The organism is Mesorhizobium sp. CNPSo 4688 (assembly GCF_057784295.1).
In genome coordinates, this window is the sequence record NZ_JBWLUY010000001.1 from 383735 (window position 1) to 399810 (window position 16076).

Sequence of the window (16076 nt, forward strand, 5' to 3'; positions counted from 1 at the left end):
TCAACCTGATTTAACGCTTTTCATTGTGGCGGATGCAGGCCACGTGGTGTCCACCGCCGATCGGCTCGACGGGCGGAACGATTTCAGCGCAGGCGGCAATCGCTTCCGGACAGCGGGTGCGGAAGACGCAGCCGGAAGGCGGCGCGATCGGGCTTGGTATATCGCCCTGCAAGGGAATATGTGTCCGGCGGCGTGTCGGATCCGGAACCGGCGCCGTCGCCAGAAGTGCTTTGGTGTAGGGGTGGCGCGGCGCGGCATAGACCAGCCGGCTCGGCCCCCGCTCCATGACGCGGCCGAGATACATCACCACCACTTCGTCGCAGAGATATTCGACCACCGACAAATCGTGCGCGATGAACAGCAGCGTCAGCCCAAGCTTCTTCTGTAGATCGCTGAACAGATTGAGCACCTGCGCCTGCACGGAGACATCCAGCGCCGACACCGGCTCGTCGGCGACGATGAATTGCGGCTCGACCGCGAGCGCGCGGGCAATGCCGATACGCTGACGCTGGCCGCCGGAGAATTCATGGGGATAGCGACTGGCGTGATCCGGCGACAGGCCGACCAGCGTCAACAATTCGGCGAGGCGCTCCGCGCGACGCTTGCCGCGCGGAAAACCGCGCGCGTCGAGTGCTTCGCCGATGACGGCAGCGACCCGCATGCGCGGATTGAGGCTGGAGAACGGGTCCTGGAAGACGATCTGCAGTTTTTGCCGGTAAGCGCGCATCTCGCGCGTCGACAGCGAAAACAGATCGACGCCATCGAACAGCGCCTTGCCGCCGGTCGGTTCGACCAGCCGCAGCAAGGCGCGGCCGGCGGTGGTCTTACCGGAGCCGGATTCGCCGACCAGACCGACGGTCGCGCCGCGCTGGACATCGAAGGAGACATCCTCGACGGCGTGAACGATACGGCCGTTGCGGGCCGGAAAATGCTTGGTCAGGCCCTGCACGCTGAGCAGCGTCGCGCTCATAGCTCGGCACTCCTGATGCAGCGCGACGCGCCATGCGGGCCGGCCGGCACAAGGGCGGGCGGCGCAGCCCTACAGGGCGCGATGGCGAAGTCGCAGCGCGGTTCGAAGGCGCAGCCCGGCGGCAGATTGGTAATCGGCGGCACACTGCCCCTGATCGAATACAGCGCACGGCGCTCGCCAGCGGCATCGATGTCGCGCGCGGCATTCGGCGTGCAGGCGAGCAAGCCTCTGGTGTAGGGGTGACGCTGATGCGCGAAGAGATCGTTGACGGGCGCCTGCTCGACGACGCGGCCGCCATACATGACGACGACATCATGGGCGATTTCGGCGACGACGCCGAGATTGTGGGTGATGAACAGGATCGACATGCCCATCTCGGCCTGCAGCCGGCGCAATAGATCGAGGATCTGCGCCTGGATGGTGACGTCGAGCGCGGTGGTCGGTTCGTCGGCGATCAGCAGCGAGGGGCTGCACGACAGCGCCATGGCGATCATGACGCGCTGGCGCATGCCGCCCGACATCTGGTGCGGATAGTCGTCGAGGCGGGATTCGGCGTCCGGGATTTCAACATGCTTCAGCATGGCGAGAGCGCGCCTGCGCGCCTCGCGACGGTCGACCGGCTCATGCAGCGCGATCATCTCGCCGATCTGGTCGCCGACGGTGAACAGCGGGTTGAGGCTGGTCATCGGCTCCTGAAAAATCATCGCGATCTCGGAGCCGCGCATTTTGCGGAACTGCTTTTGGCTGAAGCCGGCGAGATCGTGGACGCGCTCCTGTCGGTCGCGAAACAGGATGCTGCCGCCGGCAATGGCGCCGGGGCGCGACAAAAGCCCCATGATGGAGAGGCTGGTGACGGATTTTCCCGAGCCGGATTCACCAACCACGGCGAGCGTCTTGCCGCGCTTCAGATCGAAGGTCACGCCGTCCACCGCCTTGGCCGTCAGACGGCGTGTCACGAACCAGGTCCGCAAATCGCGAACCGACAGGATGACATCGCTGGCGAGGGGCTCGGTCATGATTTCCGCCTGGTCAAAACTTCCACCCGCAATGCGGACAAGCATGGACACCGCCCTCGCCTTCCCTGGGCATGGGAACGTGACGATGCGCGGCAATGGCCTGCGCACCAAGGATGGCGTGACGCGGCTCGAACAGCCGGTGCAATGTGCTCAGCGCACCTTGTGAATCGCGCACGGTCAGATCGGCATCGACGACATCGAAGACGGTGAATTCGGCCGGTTTGCCTTTCTCCAGCAGCTTTTCCGTCGGCAGGCGGATGGCGTGGCGCGGCGCCGTGGTCGACGCCGCCACCACATCCTCGAATTTCATGCCGAGCGAGAGCAATTTGGACATGGTGGTGGCCATGTCCCAGACCGATGTGTCGATCGAGCGGTTGTGGAGATCGGTCGAGATCGTCGCCGGCGCCAGGCCGCGCTCGAGTGCTGCCTTGGCGACATCGAAGGAGAAGGAGGCGCCGCCATGGCCGACATCGAGCACGATGCCACGCGCCGCCGCCTGTTCGGCCAGCTGGTAGAGGTCTTCATCCTCGATGATCGAGCCACCAGCCTTGCCGTTGAAGCAATGGGTGACGATGTCGCCTTCGGTCAGAAGCCCGAGCACATCGTCATAGAGCGGCGGCGGTTCGCCGACATGAACCATGATGGGCAGTTTGAGGATACGGCTGAGTTTTTTCGCCAGCCGCACCGGCGTCAGGTCCCAGCCGCCTGATATGACATGGCTGGCGCGCACCTTCAGCCCGACGATGACATCGCGATTGGCCTCGACCGTGGCAATGGTACGGTCGAAATCGATCGAGCGCATGTCGATCAACTCGCTGACACGGTTGCAGGCGACGAGGCCGATCGAGCCGATGTTGAGGAAGGCGTAGACATTCTCCTTGGCTGGCTCGACGATGAACTCGCGAAAACCGTGGAAATTGGCCTCGCCGGCCGAGCCGGCATCGACCATGGTGGTGACGCCGCGCGCCGCACCGCATTGCTCGGGGCGCAACGAAATGTCGGTGCCGCCATACCAGACATGGACGTGCAGATCGGTCCAGCCCGGCGACAGGAACGCGCCCTTGGCATCGACGACATTGACGCCATCGCCTGCGGCAATCGCCGATGCGGTTTCGGCGATGCGGCCCTGCTCGTCGACCAGCACGTCGAGCGGCTGGTCGAAACCGGCGCCGAACTCGACCGGTCTGGCGCCCTTGATCAGCAGCGGCCGATCCGCTCTGGGGAAACGATTGCCGAACATCAGATATCCTTTGCCAGACGGGGGTCGAGGAGGTCGCGCAGGCCGTCACCGACAAGCTGCAGCGACAGCACCGTGATGACGATCGCGGCACCGGGAAACATCATCACCCAGGGCGCCTGATCCATATATTGGCGGCCGGTGGCGATCATCGTGCCCCAGGTCGGAATGTCGGGTGAAATGCCGACACCGAGAAAGGACAGGCCGGCCTCCGCCAGGATGGCATTTGCGAAGATGAAGGTGCCTTGCACCAAAAGCGGCGACGTCACGTTGCGCAGCACGTGGCGGACCAGGATGACCGGTGTCGGCACGCCCAGCGCACGCGCCGCCTCGACATAGGGCAGTTCGCGGATGACCAGCGTCGAGGCCCGCACGACGCGGGCGAGCCTGGGCGCATAGACGATGCCGAGCGCGATGACGACGTTGACTGCTGTTGCGCCAAGGGCGGCCACCAGCGCGATGGCAAGCAGGATATCCGGGAACGCCATCATGGCATCGATCAGCCGCGAGACCGGCGCGTCGAGGCGTTTGAAATAGCCCGATGTCAGCCCGAGGATGGTGCCGATGATCGAGGAGAAAATGACCACGGCGAAGCCGACGCTGAGCGAGGTGCGCGCGGCGTAAAGCATGCGGGTGAAGACGTCGCGGCCAAGATCGTCGGTGCCGAACAGATGATCGAGGCTCGGCCCGTGCAGTCGGCTGGCGATAGACAGTTTTGACGGCGCGAAGGGCGCGATCAAAGGCGCCAGGATCGCCGCCAGCACAATGATCACCAGCACGGCAATGCCGGCAGCCGAAGTCGGCCGTCCGAGCAGCCTGGACAAGATGTTGGGTTCGGAATGGATCGGGGCGGAGATCGCGGCCATCAGTAGCGAACCCTCGGATCGACGGCGAGGTACAGCATGTCGATGGCGAAATTAACCAGCACATAGAGCCCGGCAATGACCAGCAGCGCGCCCTGGATGACGGGATAATCGCGCCGCAACACCGCGGACACGACGAGGCTGCCGACGCCGGGCAGCCCGAACACGGTTTCGGTCACCACCGCGCCGGAGATCAGCAAGGCCGCTGTCAGTCCGATGACGGTGAGGATCGGGATCAGCGCATTCTTGAAGGCGTGCTTCAGCACAACGCGCCATTCGCTCATGCCCTTGGAGCGTGCGGTGCGGACATAGTCGTCGTTGAGCACGTCGAGCATAGAGGCGCGGGTGAAGCGGGTGATCAGCGCCGAGCTGACCAGGCCAAGCGCCAGCGCCGGCAGCACGAGATGGCTCAGCCGGTCGGCAAAGGACGCGCCCGGCCCGCCATAGCCCGACGTGTCGAACCAACCGAGTTTGACGGCGAAGAACTGGATGAACAGCAGGCCGAGCCAGAAACTCGGCACGCTGGCGGCGAACATGGCGACGGTGGTCGTCGCCTGGTCGAAGATCGAACCGCGCTTGTAGGCGGCCAATATGCCCACCGGCAGCGCGATCAGCGTCGCGATCAGCAGCGAGAAGATGGTGAGGAAGAAGGTCGGCTCGGCGCGCTGGGCAAGCGCCGTGGTGACAGGTTGGTTGAGGAAGATCGACTGGCCGAAATCGCCCTGGACAACGCCAAAGAGATAGCGCGCGAACTGTTCGGGGATCGAGCCGTCGAGGCCGAGCCTGGAACGCAGCGCGGCGATGTCGGCGGCGGACGCATCCGGGCCGAGCATGACAGCGGCCGGATCGCCCGGTGTCACCCGCACGATGACGAAGACGATGGTGGCCACCAGCGCCATGACGACGATCATGCCGAGAAGCCTGTTGAGGATCGAGCGCAGCATTGGCGTTCAGCCTGTCCCTTCAGCAATCCATTCGGATGGTATTGCCGGGCGCCGGCCAACACCGGCCGGCGCCCAAAAGTGCCTGTCCCTACGCGGCGGGACAGGCGGGAGGATTCATTTGCCCTCGAGATAGGCGTTCCAGAAGTAAGGCCACGGCGCCGGCGTCACGCCCTTGAGTGTCGGCGCTTGGGCGGCAAGCGCGTTGAAGTCGCCGATCTTGACCGCCGGCACTTCGTCGAAGACCGCCTTCTGCACGTCTGCGAACAATGTGACGCGCTTGGCCGGATCGGCCTCGGCGTTGAAGGCGTTCAGCACCTGGTGCTTGCGGTCCGACACCCACCAGCCCGGCGAGGAATCCGACATGATGCCGGTCAGCGACGGCTCGGGCAGGAACGGGCTGTGGGTGATGTAGACATCCCAGAGCGCCGGATCGGTGCGGTTCTTGGTCAGCGTCGCCCATTCGACAACGTCGAGCTGCACCTGGAAGCCGGCGGCCTTGAGATATTCGGCGGCAACCTGCGCCATCTTGTAGTGGAACTCATACTGGCGGCTGGTGAGGATGCGCAACGGCTTGCCGTCATAGCCGGCCTCTTTCAACAAGGCGGCTGCCGCCTCGGTGTCGCCATCTGGCTTGTAAGGTTCGATGCCGGCGTCGGTGTGCCAGGCATAGCCTTCGGGATAGAGTGCTGCGTTGGCGGCAAAGAAATCCTTGGAGCCGAAGGCGGCGAGCAGCATGTCGTTGGGGGCGAGCGCTGCCTGGATCGCCTTGCGGATACGGATGTCGCTGTTCAGCCCCTGCTTGGTGTTGAGCACGAACACCGGCCAGCCGAACGGCTTCAGGATGACGGGCGCGGTCTTGCCGCTGGAAATCTTGTCGAAGGATTCGACAGGAATGGAATCGACATAGGCGAACTGGCCGGCGACCGCGCCTTCGACGCGGGTGTTGGCGTCGGGAACCGGGACGAAGCGGATCTCGTCGAGATACTGCTTGCGCGCGCCGCCATAGCCGTTGGGCTCGCCGTCGCGCGATTTGTAGCCGTCGAAGCGGGCGAGCTGGATGAACTGGTCGGGCTTGCGCTCCTTCAGCATATAGGGGCCGGTGCCGACAAAGGAGGTCAGCGGGTCCTGCCCGGCATTTTCCGACGGGATGATGATGGCGGCAGCGTTGTTGAGCGACAGCAGCGCCAGCAGCGGGGCGAACGGCTTCTTCAGGCTGATCTTGACCGTCGCATCGTCGACGGCATCGACCGAAGCGATGACCTCGGCGGCCTGCTTGCCGCGGGTGGCGATCTTCATCCAGCGCTGCAGCGAGGCGACCACATCGGCCGAGTTCATATCGCTGCCGTCATGGAACTTCACGCCGGTCCGAAGCTTGATGGTGTAGACGAGGCCATCGGGTGAAATCTCAGGCATGTCGGCGGCCAATAGCGGCGTGATGCCCCAGTCCTTATCGAAGGTGTAGAGCGTTTCGTAGATATGCTGGGTGACGATGCCGACGAGGTCGGCGGTCGAGGCCATCGGGTCGAGCGTCGGCGGCTCACCGATGGTTGCCACATCGATGACACCGCCCTTGGCGGGCTCGGCCGAGGCGATGCCGGTCGCCGTGAGCAACAGCGCGGCGAGCGAAGCAGCAATATGCAGAAAGCGCTTCATATGGGTTCCCTTCGTATATTCCATATTTATGGAACTTATATCTTAGTTACGGACTAGTAAGTGCATCCGTCTGCCGCGGCGTCAAGTTTTTTTCAAAAAGATCCGGAATCGGTTGCGCAGCCGCGCCAACGGTCCGGCGATGCCTCATCGGGTCGGCGCACGAGCGCGAAATTGGCCTGTCCGGCCCGCAAGCCGGGCGAAAGCCGGCTTCGGAATCGGCGCCAAGCGAATTCGGCGCAGACGGTTTTCTGTCCCCGTTATCCACATATGTGACACACAAGATGTTGGGGTCACAAAAGCTACGCAAACGAATCCTTGACGACGCAAACCGAGTCGCCTTTTATGTGCCATGTGCTCTTGTTGAGGGCGCGACCGGAGAGTTCAGAGCCCGGTCTTTTTTCCCGGATTTTGTGCGTTTTTGCCCAGATTTCCGCCTGTTTACGAGGCTGGCGGAAGCGTTGGGATCGTGGGGACTTGGGTGGCGAAAGGGAGAATTGTCGGACTGGAAAAAATCATCTGTTAACACTATATTTAGTGTTTGCAGGCAGTCTCGACGCTAGATAATGTGAACCTCCCTCGAATGAGGGAATCGATCAAAGTTTCAGTTGAGGACCCGCAAGGGTCGGTCTGCAGCCCGGGCAAACGCTGGGGAAGGCGTATTGCTGTCTGCATGCCGGCACTTGCGAAAAGGAGAGTGCCGGCGCTGCTCGCAATGCCGGCAAACGGCGGACTGCGTTTTTCGGCTTGTGGGGCAGAAATCCCTGGGGAAAAGCGCTATATATAGACACAAAGGGACCGGACCAATGCGCATCGAGCGTCGCTTCACCAAGCCAGGACAATCAGCCTATGCGGAGATCGAATTCCGCAAGGCGCTTTCGGAGATCAAGAATCCGGATGGCTCGGTGGTGTTCCGTCTCGATAACATCGATGTACCGGCGCAATTCTCCCAGGTTGCCGCCGACATCCTGGCGCAGAAGTATTTCCGCAAGGCCGGCGTTCCCGCGCGCCTGAAGAAGGTCGAGGAGAACGACGTCCCCTCCTTCCTGTGGCGGTCCGTTGCCGACGAGGCCGAACTGGCCAAGCTGCCGGAAGCCGAGCGCTACGGTTCCGAAATCGACGCCCGCCAGGTTTTCGATCGCCTTGCCGGCACCTGGACGTACTGGGGCTACAAGGGCGGCTACTTCAAGTCGGAAGAAGACGCCCTCACCTTCCGCGACGAGCTTGCCTACATGCTGGCGACGCAGCGCGTGGCGCCGAATTCGCCGCAATGGTTCAACACCGGCCTGCACTGGGCTTACGGCATCGATGGTCCGAGCCAGGGGCACTATTATGTCGACCCGTTCACCGGCAAGCTGACCAAGTCGAAGTCCTCCTACGAGCATCCACAGCCGCATGCCTGCTTCATCCAGGGCGTGCAGGACGATCTCGTCAACGAGGGCGGCATCATGGACCTGTGGGTGCGTGAGGCCCGCCTGTTCAAATATGGCTCGGGCACCGGCTCCAATTTCTCGCTGCTGCGCGGCGAAGGCGAAAAGCTGTCCGGCGGCGGCCGCTCGTCGGGCCTGATGAGCTTCCTGAAGATCGGCGACCGCGCGGCGGGCGCCATCAAGTCGGGCGGCACGACGCGCCGCGCGGCGAAAATGGTCATTGTCGACGCCGACCACCCCGATATCGAGGAATTCATCGACTGGAAGGTCAATGAAGAGCAGAAGGTCGCCTCGTTGGTCACCGGCTCCAAGATCGTCAAGAAGCATCTCGAAGCGATCATGAAGGCCTGCATCAATTGCGAAGGCAATGCCGACGACTGCTACGACCCGGCGCTCAACACGGCGCTGAAGCGCGAGATCAAGGCGGCCAAGAAGTCGGCGGTGCCGGAGAACTACATCTACCGCGTCATCCAGTTCGCCAAGCAGGGCTACACCTCGATGTCGTTCAAGACCTACGACACCGACTGGGATTCGGACGCCTACCTGACCGTCTCCGGCCAGAACTCCAACAATTCGGTGTCGCTGAAGGACAATTTCCTGCGCGCCGTCGAGGACGATGCCGACTGGCACCTCACCGCCCGCAAGGACGGCAAGGTGCTGAAGACGCTGAAGGCCAGGGACCTGTGGGAAAAGATCGGCTACGCCGCCTGGGCTTCGGCCGATCCCGGCCTGCATTTCAACACGACGATGAACGACTGGCACACCTGCGCTTCGGCCGGTGCGATCCGGGCCTCCAACCCGTGCTCGGAATACATGTTCCTCGACGACACGGCCTGCAACCTGGCCTCGATCAATCTGCTGCCCTACCGCAACGCCGACGGCACGATCGACATCGCCGCCTATGAGCACACGGTGCGGCTGTGGACCGTCGTTCTCGAAATCTCGGTGATGATGGCACAGTTCCCGTCCAAGGAGATCGCCAAGCAGTCCTACGAATACCGCACGCTCGGCCTCGGCTATGCCAACATTGGCGGCCTCTTGATGACGTCTGGCATTCCCTATGACTCCGACGAGGGCCGCGCCATTTGCGCCGCGCTCACCGCAATCATGACCGGCGTCGCCTATGCCACCTCGGCCGAGATGGCCGGTGAACTCGGCGCCTTTGCCGATTACGACCGCAATGCCCAGAACATGCTGCGCGTGATGCGCAACCATCGCCGCGCCGCTTACGGCGAAAAGGGCGGCTATGAGAAGCTCGCCGTCAATCCGGTGCCGCTGGTCGCTTCCGACCTCAAGCAGCAGGATCTGGCCGTTCACGCCAAGGCCGCATGGGACCGCGCCATCGAGCTCGGCGAAGAGCATGGCTACCGCAATGCGCAGGCGACCGTGATCGCGCCGACCGGCACGATCGGTCTGGTCATGGATTGCGACACCACCGGCATCGAGCCTGACTTCGCGCTGGTGAAGTTCAAGAAGCTTGCCGGCGGCGGCTACTTCAAGATCATCAACCGCGCCGTGCCGGAAGCGCTGCGCACGCTGGGCTACTCCGAAAGCCAGATCGCCGAGATCGAGGCCTATGCGGTCGGCCACGGCAACATGAACCAGGCGCCGGCGGTCAATCCCGGCTCGCTCAAGGCGAAGGGTTTCACCGACGACAAGATCGCCGCGCTCAATGCGGCGCTGAAGTCGGCCTTCGACATCAAGTTCGTCTTCAACCAGTGGACGCTCGGCGCCGACTGGGTGAAGGAGACGTTTGGCTTCACCGACGAGCAGCTCAACGATTTCTCGTTCGAGATGCTGCCGGCGCTGGGCTTCTCCAAGAAGGACATCGAGGCCGCCAACATCCACGTCTGCGGTGCGATGACGCTGGAAGGCGCGCCCTTCCTCAAGCCTGAGCACCTAGCGGTGTTCGACTGCGCCAGCCCGTGCGGCAAGATCGGCAAGCGTTCGCTTTCGATCAACAGCCACATCCAGATGATGGCGGCCGCACAGCCCTTCATCTCCGGCGCCATTTCCAAGACCATCAACATGCCTAACGATGCGACGGTGGAAGACGCCAAGGGCGCCTACATGCTGTCGTGGAAGCTGGCGCTGAAGGCCAATGCGCTCTACCGCGACGGCTCGAAACTGTCGCAGCCGCTGAACTCCTCGCTGCTCGCCGATGGCGAGGACGACGAGGACGATGCGGTCGAGCAGCTGATCGCAGCGCCTGCGGCGGCGCGTGCGGCGCAGATCACCGAGCGGATCGTCGAGCGCATCATCGAGCGCGTGTCGCGCGAGCAGGAAAAGCTGCCGGGACGCCGCAAGGGCTACACCCAGAAGGCCAAGATCGGTGGCAACACCATCTTCCTGCGCACCGGCGAATATGACGATGGGCGCCTCGGCGAGATCTTCATCGACATGAACAAGGAAGGCGCCACGCTGCGCGGCCTGCTCAACAACTTCGCCATCGCCATCTCGCTCGGCCTGCAATATGGCGTGCCGCTCGACGAATATGTGCACGCCTTCACCTTCACCAAGTTCGAGCCGGCCGGCATGGTGCAGGGCAACGATGCCATCAAGAGCGCGACGTCGATCCTCGACTACGTGTTCCGCGAACTCGCCATCTCCTATCTCGGCCGCAACGACCTCGCCCATGTCGACCAGTCGGACTTTTCCAACACGGCACTGGGACGCGGCATCAGCGAAGGCAAGACGGATGCGGTCTCCAAGGGCCTGACCCGTGGCGCCTCGCCGGTGAAGCTGGTGTCGCGGGTGACCGGCAGCGAGCCGAAGGGCTTTGCCGGCGCCGGCACCCCTGCCCGCTCGGCACCCACCGCCTTCTCCGGCTCCAACGTGCTGGCGCTGAAGCCGGCCAGCGACGAGGCGGTCGCCTACAAGCGCGACTATGAGGAGCGAGCCAAGGAATTGGCCGAGGACATCGCCTTCGAGGAGGACGCGGCTTCCACCGACGCCACCGCGGCGCTGTTCACCGACGCTGCAGCCAATGAAGCGGCCGAGGCAAAGAAACTCGCCGCCGACCGCCGCGCCAAGTCGCTGCTGCAAGGCTACACCGGCAATTCCTGCTCCGAGTGCCAGAACTTTACGATGGTGCGGAACGGGACTTGCGAGAAGTGCGATACTTGTGGCGCTACGAGCGGGTGCAGCTGACACCACGCCAAGAAACAAGCAGGTAGGCAAAATAAGCTCGCACCTATAAAGTAGGTGCGGGCTTATTTATTTGGGGGGACACTATGGGGCTTACCAACGCTTACCTAGTTGCTGCCGGGCGAGTTCAGGAATTTTTCAAAAGGATACAAGACGGGCAAGCACCAGAGCAATTCACAAGCCAACTTCTCAAGGATTGGGGGTTTGGATCTTCAAATGATCGCGCTTATATTCCTCTTTTAAAGGCGCTGGGCTTCTTGTCGCCAGATGGGAAGCCAACCTCACGATACCATGCATATCGTGACCATTCCCGATCAAAACAGGTAATGGCCGAGGCCCTTCGAGAGGCCTACTCCGATATATTCTTGATAAAAGAAAATCCAGGAGTAAGCGATAAAGTCACCATCAATGGCAAATTTAAGAGCTACCATAATGCAAGTGATAACACAGCATCTCTGATGACAAAGACATTTTTAAATTTGGCTGGACTAGCCGATTTTAGAAATTCGATACCGACGAAACAGCCGCCTCCGGAACCCAAAAAATCAGAAGTCCCGTCAGCTGATGCGACGTTGCAACCTATCAATCTGTCACCAAAAGACCTGAGCCTGAACTACAATATACAAATCCACCTTCCAGCGACCAAGGACGTGGAGGTTTACAATGCGATATTCAAGTCAATAAAGGAGCACCTTATTGACCACTAAGGATTTGAGGAACTTCCTATTTCGCGGGCTAATGTTCGAAGCGGAGGCAGCAAATTTTCAGGCGGCAGGGATACAAGTTGGTGCCGACCAAAGCGACGCTGAAGAACGCCTTCTCGCTGAGTCACTCGCGCCCTTTGGTATACAGAATCGGAACCGGGCTCTCGAGATGGCAAGGCTTTACGCTGTCCTCTTTTGCTTTGAGAACGAAATTCGTTCGTATATCCGAGATACTTTATCAGAGAAGGAAGGCGCGGATTGGGAGGCAAAGCTGCCTCCCAAAATTATTGCGCATGCTGAAAGTCGGCGCGATACAGCCATTAAAGACTCGTGGCTCGAGGGAGAAAAGACCGATCTCTTAGGATTTGTTGAGTTCGGTCATCTAGCCCAAATTATAATAAATAAGTGGGAGCACTTTCCGGTTATTCCGTCTCAACATTGGTTGAGGCAGAGGATGGACGAGATGGAGAAGGTGAGAAATTTTATCGCGCATAACCGCATGCTGCTTCCTTCGGAATTTGGCCGCCTGTATATGTATGTAAACGACTGGAATCGCGTAATCGGCCTATAATTCCTTGATTGAAATACTTTGCACACTCGAACGTTCTCTTGTTCGACGGAAACCTTCCTCGATCCAGATTAGTCTGTTCGAGGCACCTACCCCGCCGGCAACACCCGCAGCGTCTGCTCATCAAACAACGGCTGGTCCTGACCGATGCGAACGAACAGCAGCTTGCGCGCCGCCGGCACCTCGAAATACTGGATGCCATCGGGCATTTCGCCCCAGTCGCCGCAGGGCGGTTCGGGGACCTCGTCATTGGCGACCGCCTTCAACTCCTTGGCGTAGGCGGCATCCGGGCTGAATGTGTAGCGCTTGACGCCGGCGGGCACGGTGCCCTCGGTATAGGGCGCCAGCACGCAGCGGGCTCTGACGGTCTTGTCGGTCTTTTCCAGCAACAGGCGCAGCACGGCAGCCTCGGCGGTTTCGCCAGGCTTGATGTCGAACACCTCGACCAGCGGATCGGGCGCGCCGCCATCGCTGTATTTGATGGCGAGCGCGTTGCCGACGAATTCGAAATGGATCTGACGGAAGCCGAAATCGCAGCGCTGCACCCAGGCGGCCAGACCGACCGTTTTGTCGGCCAGCTTTTCCCAGGCGCATTTGTCGATCGGCGGGCGCGACGGCGACGGCTCGTCCGCGCGTGCCACGGTTGATATCGACGCGGCGGCAAACAGGGCGGAAATCCAGATGACCGACCTCAAGGCGCTATTCATCGCTGCATCCCGTCAAAGCATCGGCACGAGCCCGACCAGCCAGGCCGCAGCACCAATAAAGCCAATCGAACAAACCCAAAGCAGCCACAGCCCGCGCACTCTGCATTCGAGCACGGCCGATGCGGGATTGGCGGGGTCGTAGTGCACATCGACCTTGCTGCCTTCGACGTAGCTTTGCGCCTGGCCGCTGACGAGGCCGGGCAGTGAAGCCGTGACCGTGGCGCCGAAGGTTACGCGGTCGGAGGTGTAGCGCTGGCCGGCAACCTCATAGCTGTAGACGATGCGGGACCGAAAGGCGCGGCGCCAGCGTTGGGAGCCGCCATCGATCCGGACCGTCTCAACTCCCGAAGCATCGATGCGGCCGGCGGCAACGGGCCATTTTGTCGCCCGCCTTGCAACCACCTTCTGGGCTATCCCCATGAGCAGGATGAACAGGCCCATGAAAAACAGAACCATCGCGATGCCGAGTTTTTCCGGCTTGGGCAGGAACGGCCTGATCGCCTCCAGAACACCACCGGTGGAAAACACCAGCACCGCGGAACCGATCACCAGCCCGGCAGACAGCTTGACCATGAATTTGAAGGCGCCGTCCGGCAAGGTGCGCTCGATCACCGCTTTGCTGGGATCGGCCGGGTTATAAAACACCGTCACCTCGGCGCCTGTGGGAAACTGCGCCAGGGTTTCATCGACTTCGAAATTGCCGAGATTTTCCTTCACACTGTAGCGCGAGCCGCGGTATTTCTTGCCGGCCACTTTGTATTCGAAGGTGATGGCGGGAAAATTTCGGATTTCGGTGACCTTCTCGCTGTCGGCGCCGACGCCCGAGACCCTCACCTTGCGCGCCTCGACGGAAGACGAGATGATCTTTCCCGGCGTCGGCAGCCAGTGGCTGAGCCTCTGCACCTCGCGCCATTTCACGAAGGTGATGAACGACAGACAGGCCGCGATCACGCCGGCAAATCCGATCAACAGAAATTTGAGCTCCACCTCCACCGCGTCCCCCAAGCCCCGGAAGTACAGGAAGCTTCAAATAGATAGCACGGCGACGGCAATGTCTTGCTGAATCGCAAAAGCCGGTACATTCGGCATGCCAAGCCGATGGCATGATGGCGTAGGGGCTGACGTGGTTTTCTACAGGCGATTGCCGCCTGTTCGGTATCGAAGCGCCACCGACTTTGTTAATAGTCGCCCCGGAAACTCACGTCGTTGGGAGCCACGACACCGAATGACAGCACTGCGCGTTCTCTCCGATGCCTTCATCCCGGAATTGCCGAACCACTACAAAGGCAAGGTCCGCGAGAATTACGATCTGCCGGATGGCCGCCGCATCATCATCGCCACCGATCGGCTGAGCGCCTTCGATGTCATCCTGACCGCGATCCCGCTCAAGGGCGAGCTGCTGACGCAGACGGCGCGTTACTGGTTCGAGGAAACCGCCGATATCTGCCCGAACCACGTGCTCGATTATCCCGACCCCAATGTCGTCGTCGGCACGAGGCTCGACATATTGCCGGTGGAAATCGTCGTTCGCGACTATCTCGCCGGGACCACCAGCACCTCAGTGCTGACGAAGTACAAAAACGGTGAGCGCGACATGTACGGCATCCGCCTGCCGGACGGACTGCGCGACAATGAGAAGCTGCCTCAGACCATCATCACGCCGACCAGCAAGGCGCTCGATGGCGGGCATGATGAGCCTTTGACGCGCGACGATATCCTGACGCGCGGCCTGTTGTCGGAAGAGCAATGGGACACCGTCTCGCGCTATGCGCTGGCGCTGTTTGCGCGCGGCAAGGCGCTGGCCGCCAAACGCGGCCTGATCCTGGTCGATACCAAATACGAATTCGGCACGAACAAGGATGGCAGCATCATCCTTGCCGATGAAATCCATACGCCTGACTCAAGCCGCTACTGGCTCGCGGAAAGCTACAGGCAGCGTTTCGAGGCTGGCGAGCGGCCGCAGAGTTTCGACAAGGATTTTATCCGCGCCTGGGTCACGGCGCGTTGCGATCCCTACAAGGACCGTATTCCGAAGATCCCGGCGGAGCTTATCGAGCAAACGTCGCGGGTCTATACTCAGGCCTATGAAACCATCACCGGCAAGACCTTCGTCGCCGATACTTCGGGAAAGACGGTGCTAGACCGTATTCGCGAGAATTTGAGGCCTTACTTCTGACGGCTATCTGCCTGGCAACAGGATCCCGCGTTATGACGGCCTCACAGCGAGGAAGGTGGTCCACTCCTCGCGATCGCGGCCGACGTTGAATTCATCCCCGACAAGGACCAGCCCGGCGCTTTCGAGACGGGCCGCAAAATCGTCCCGGCGCCAGTAGACAGTATGATATTCGCCGCTCGTCTCGCCATCGCCAATGCGCATCGAGACGAGGAAGGCGCCGCCCGGCCGCAGCGACGCGGCAATCTTGGCAAGCACCTGGTCGGTCTGCTCGCGTGGCACATGGATCAGGACGCACAAAGCGAGCACCGCGTCATAGGGGCCACCGAGATCGTCGGTGATGAGGTCGAGAAACTCACCATGCTTGCCGCGTGCGGCCTGCAACTCGAGAAAGCGCTTTGTAGCGTCGGTGCGCCGAACTTGAGCGCCGAGCCCCTCGACGAAATCCGCATCGTATCCGGGTCCCGATCCGACTTCCAGGATCCGGCCGCCTTTGCCGGTGATCGCGACCAGGCGCTTCAGCCATTTCTGTTCTCTCTGGTTGGGAACATGCCTGACCAGTGCGTCGTAGCGTTCGGCATAGTCTTCATAGGCGTTGATGGTTTTGCGGCTCTTCGCCAGATCCTCGGACACCACAGTCATCATTCCCTCCCTCGCATCTTTTAGG

13 protein-coding genes are annotated in these 16076 nt (G+C 61.5%); 4 read left to right on the forward strand and 9 right to left on the reverse strand.

Annotated elements, in window-relative coordinates; genetic code table 11:
* Window positions 1-10: 10 nt before the first annotated feature.
* The 6 genes from AC04SH_RS01970 to AC04SH_RS01995 form a co-directional block, all read right to left on the reverse strand.
* Window positions 11-970, reverse strand: a complete 960-nt coding sequence (locus AC04SH_RS01970; RefSeq protein ID WP_488573735.1) for an ABC transporter ATP-binding protein — start codon at window positions 968-970, stop codon at window positions 11-13.
* Window positions 967-1986 (reverse strand): ABC transporter ATP-binding protein, encoded by a 1020-nt coding sequence (locus AC04SH_RS01975; RefSeq protein WP_488573736.1) that lies wholly within the window; start codon window positions 1984-1986, stop codon window positions 967-969. The genes AC04SH_RS01970 and AC04SH_RS01975 overlap by 4 nt, the downstream gene beginning before the upstream one ends.
* A 13-nt stretch (window positions 1987-1999) precedes the next feature.
* On the reverse strand, window positions 2000-3226 hold the full coding sequence (locus AC04SH_RS01980) for an amidohydrolase/deacetylase family metallohydrolase (protein ID WP_488573737.1): 1227 nt from the start codon (window positions 3224-3226) through the stop codon (window positions 2000-2002).
* Complete coding sequence (locus AC04SH_RS01985) at window positions 3226-4089, reverse strand: ABC transporter permease (protein ID WP_488573738.1); 864 nt, start codon at window positions 4087-4089, stop codon at window positions 3226-3228. Before AC04SH_RS01985 ends, AC04SH_RS01980 begins: the two co-directional genes overlap by 1 nt.
* The gene (locus AC04SH_RS01990; RefSeq protein ID WP_488573739.1) at window positions 4089-5030 is read right to left on the reverse strand and encodes an ABC transporter permease; all 942 of its coding nucleotides are present in this window, start codon (window positions 5028-5030) and stop codon (window positions 4089-4091) included. The genes AC04SH_RS01985 and AC04SH_RS01990 overlap by 1 nt, the downstream gene beginning before the upstream one ends.
* Window positions 5031-5144: 114 nt before the next feature.
* Complete coding sequence (locus AC04SH_RS01995; RefSeq protein ID WP_488573740.1) at window positions 5145-6683, reverse strand: ABC transporter substrate-binding protein; 1539 nt, start codon at window positions 6681-6683, stop codon at window positions 5145-5147.
* 803 nt (window positions 6684-7486) lie between these two features.
* On the opposite strand from AC04SH_RS01995, the gene AC04SH_RS02000 reads away from it, so the two are divergent.
* The 3 genes from AC04SH_RS02000 (at window position 7487) to AC04SH_RS02010 (ending at window position 12532) form a co-directional block, all read left to right on the forward strand.
* Window positions 7487-11260, forward strand: coding sequence for a vitamin B12-dependent ribonucleotide reductase (locus tag AC04SH_RS02000; protein ID WP_488573741.1), 3774 nt, complete (start codon window positions 7487-7489; stop codon window positions 11258-11260).
* A gap of 83 nt (window positions 11261-11343) precedes the next feature.
* On the forward strand, window positions 11344-11964 hold the full coding sequence (locus AC04SH_RS02005; RefSeq protein WP_477232713.1) for a DUF5343 domain-containing protein: 621 nt from the start codon (window positions 11344-11346) through the stop codon (window positions 11962-11964).
* The gene (locus tag AC04SH_RS02010; protein ID WP_488573742.1) at window positions 11954-12532 is read left to right on the forward strand and encodes a Swt1 family HEPN domain-containing protein; all 579 of its coding nucleotides are present in this window, start codon (window positions 11954-11956) and stop codon (window positions 12530-12532) included. Before AC04SH_RS02005 ends, AC04SH_RS02010 begins: the two co-directional genes overlap by 11 nt.
* A gap of 86 nt (window positions 12533-12618) precedes the next feature.
* On the opposite strand, the gene AC04SH_RS02015 is transcribed toward AC04SH_RS02010, so the two are convergent.
* Complete coding sequence (locus AC04SH_RS02015) at window positions 12619-13236, reverse strand: hypothetical protein (protein WP_488573743.1); 618 nt, start codon at window positions 13234-13236, stop codon at window positions 12619-12621.
* A gap of 12 nt (window positions 13237-13248) precedes the next feature.
* Complete coding sequence (locus AC04SH_RS02020; RefSeq protein ID WP_488573744.1) at window positions 13249-14223, reverse strand: DUF3592 domain-containing protein; 975 nt, start codon at window positions 14221-14223, stop codon at window positions 13249-13251.
* Window positions 14224-14470: 247 nt separating this feature from the next.
* On the opposite strand from AC04SH_RS02020, the gene AC04SH_RS02025 reads away from it, so the two are divergent.
* Window positions 14471-15412, forward strand: coding sequence for a phosphoribosylaminoimidazolesuccinocarboxamide synthase (locus AC04SH_RS02025; RefSeq protein ID WP_488573897.1), 942 nt, complete (start codon window positions 14471-14473; stop codon window positions 15410-15412).
* A gap of 30 nt (window positions 15413-15442) precedes the next feature.
* Here the strand turns inward: AC04SH_RS02025 and AC04SH_RS02030 are convergent, their stop codons facing one another.
* Entirely contained in the window at window positions 15443-16051 is a 609-nt protein-coding gene (locus AC04SH_RS02030) for a class I SAM-dependent DNA methyltransferase (protein WP_488573745.1), read from the reverse strand.
* Window positions 16052-16076: the final 25 nt, after the last annotated feature.

Excerpts from the sequence above, each read along its gene's own strand:
- AC04SH_RS01970 (WP_488573735.1), bottom strand. The coding sequence starts at position 970 with ATGAGCGCGACGCTGCTCAGCGTGCAGGGCCTGACCAAGCATTTTCCG.
- AC04SH_RS01975 (WP_488573736.1), bottom strand. The coding sequence starts at position 1,986 with ATGACCGAGCCCCTCGCCAGCGATGTCATCCTGTCGGTTCGCGATTTG.
- AC04SH_RS01980 (WP_488573737.1), bottom strand. The coding sequence starts at position 3,226 with ATGTTCGGCAATCGTTTCCCCAGAGCGGATCGGCCGCTGCTGATCAAG.
- AC04SH_RS01985 (WP_488573738.1), bottom strand. The coding sequence starts at position 4,089 with ATGGCCGCGATCTCCGCCCCGATCCATTCCGAACCCAACATCTTGTCC.
- AC04SH_RS01990 (WP_488573739.1), bottom strand. The coding sequence starts at position 5,030 with ATGCTGCGCTCGATCCTCAACAGGCTTCTCGGCATGATCGTCGTCATG.
- AC04SH_RS01995 (WP_488573740.1), bottom strand. The coding sequence starts at position 6,683 with ATGAAGCGCTTTCTGCATATTGCTGCTTCGCTCGCCGCGCTGTTGCTC.
- AC04SH_RS02000 (WP_488573741.1), top strand. The coding sequence starts at position 7,487 with ATGCGCATCGAGCGTCGCTTCACCAAGCCAGGACAATCAGCCTATGCG.
- AC04SH_RS02005 (WP_477232713.1), top strand. The coding sequence starts at position 11,344 with ATGGGGCTTACCAACGCTTACCTAGTTGCTGCCGGGCGAGTTCAGGAA.
- AC04SH_RS02015 (WP_488573743.1), bottom strand. The coding sequence starts at position 13,236 with ATGAATAGCGCCTTGAGGTCGGTCATCTGGATTTCCGCCCTGTTTGCC.
- AC04SH_RS02030 (WP_488573745.1), bottom strand. The coding sequence starts at position 16,051 with ATGACTGTGGTGTCCGAGGATCTGGCGAAGAGCCGCAAAACCATCAAC.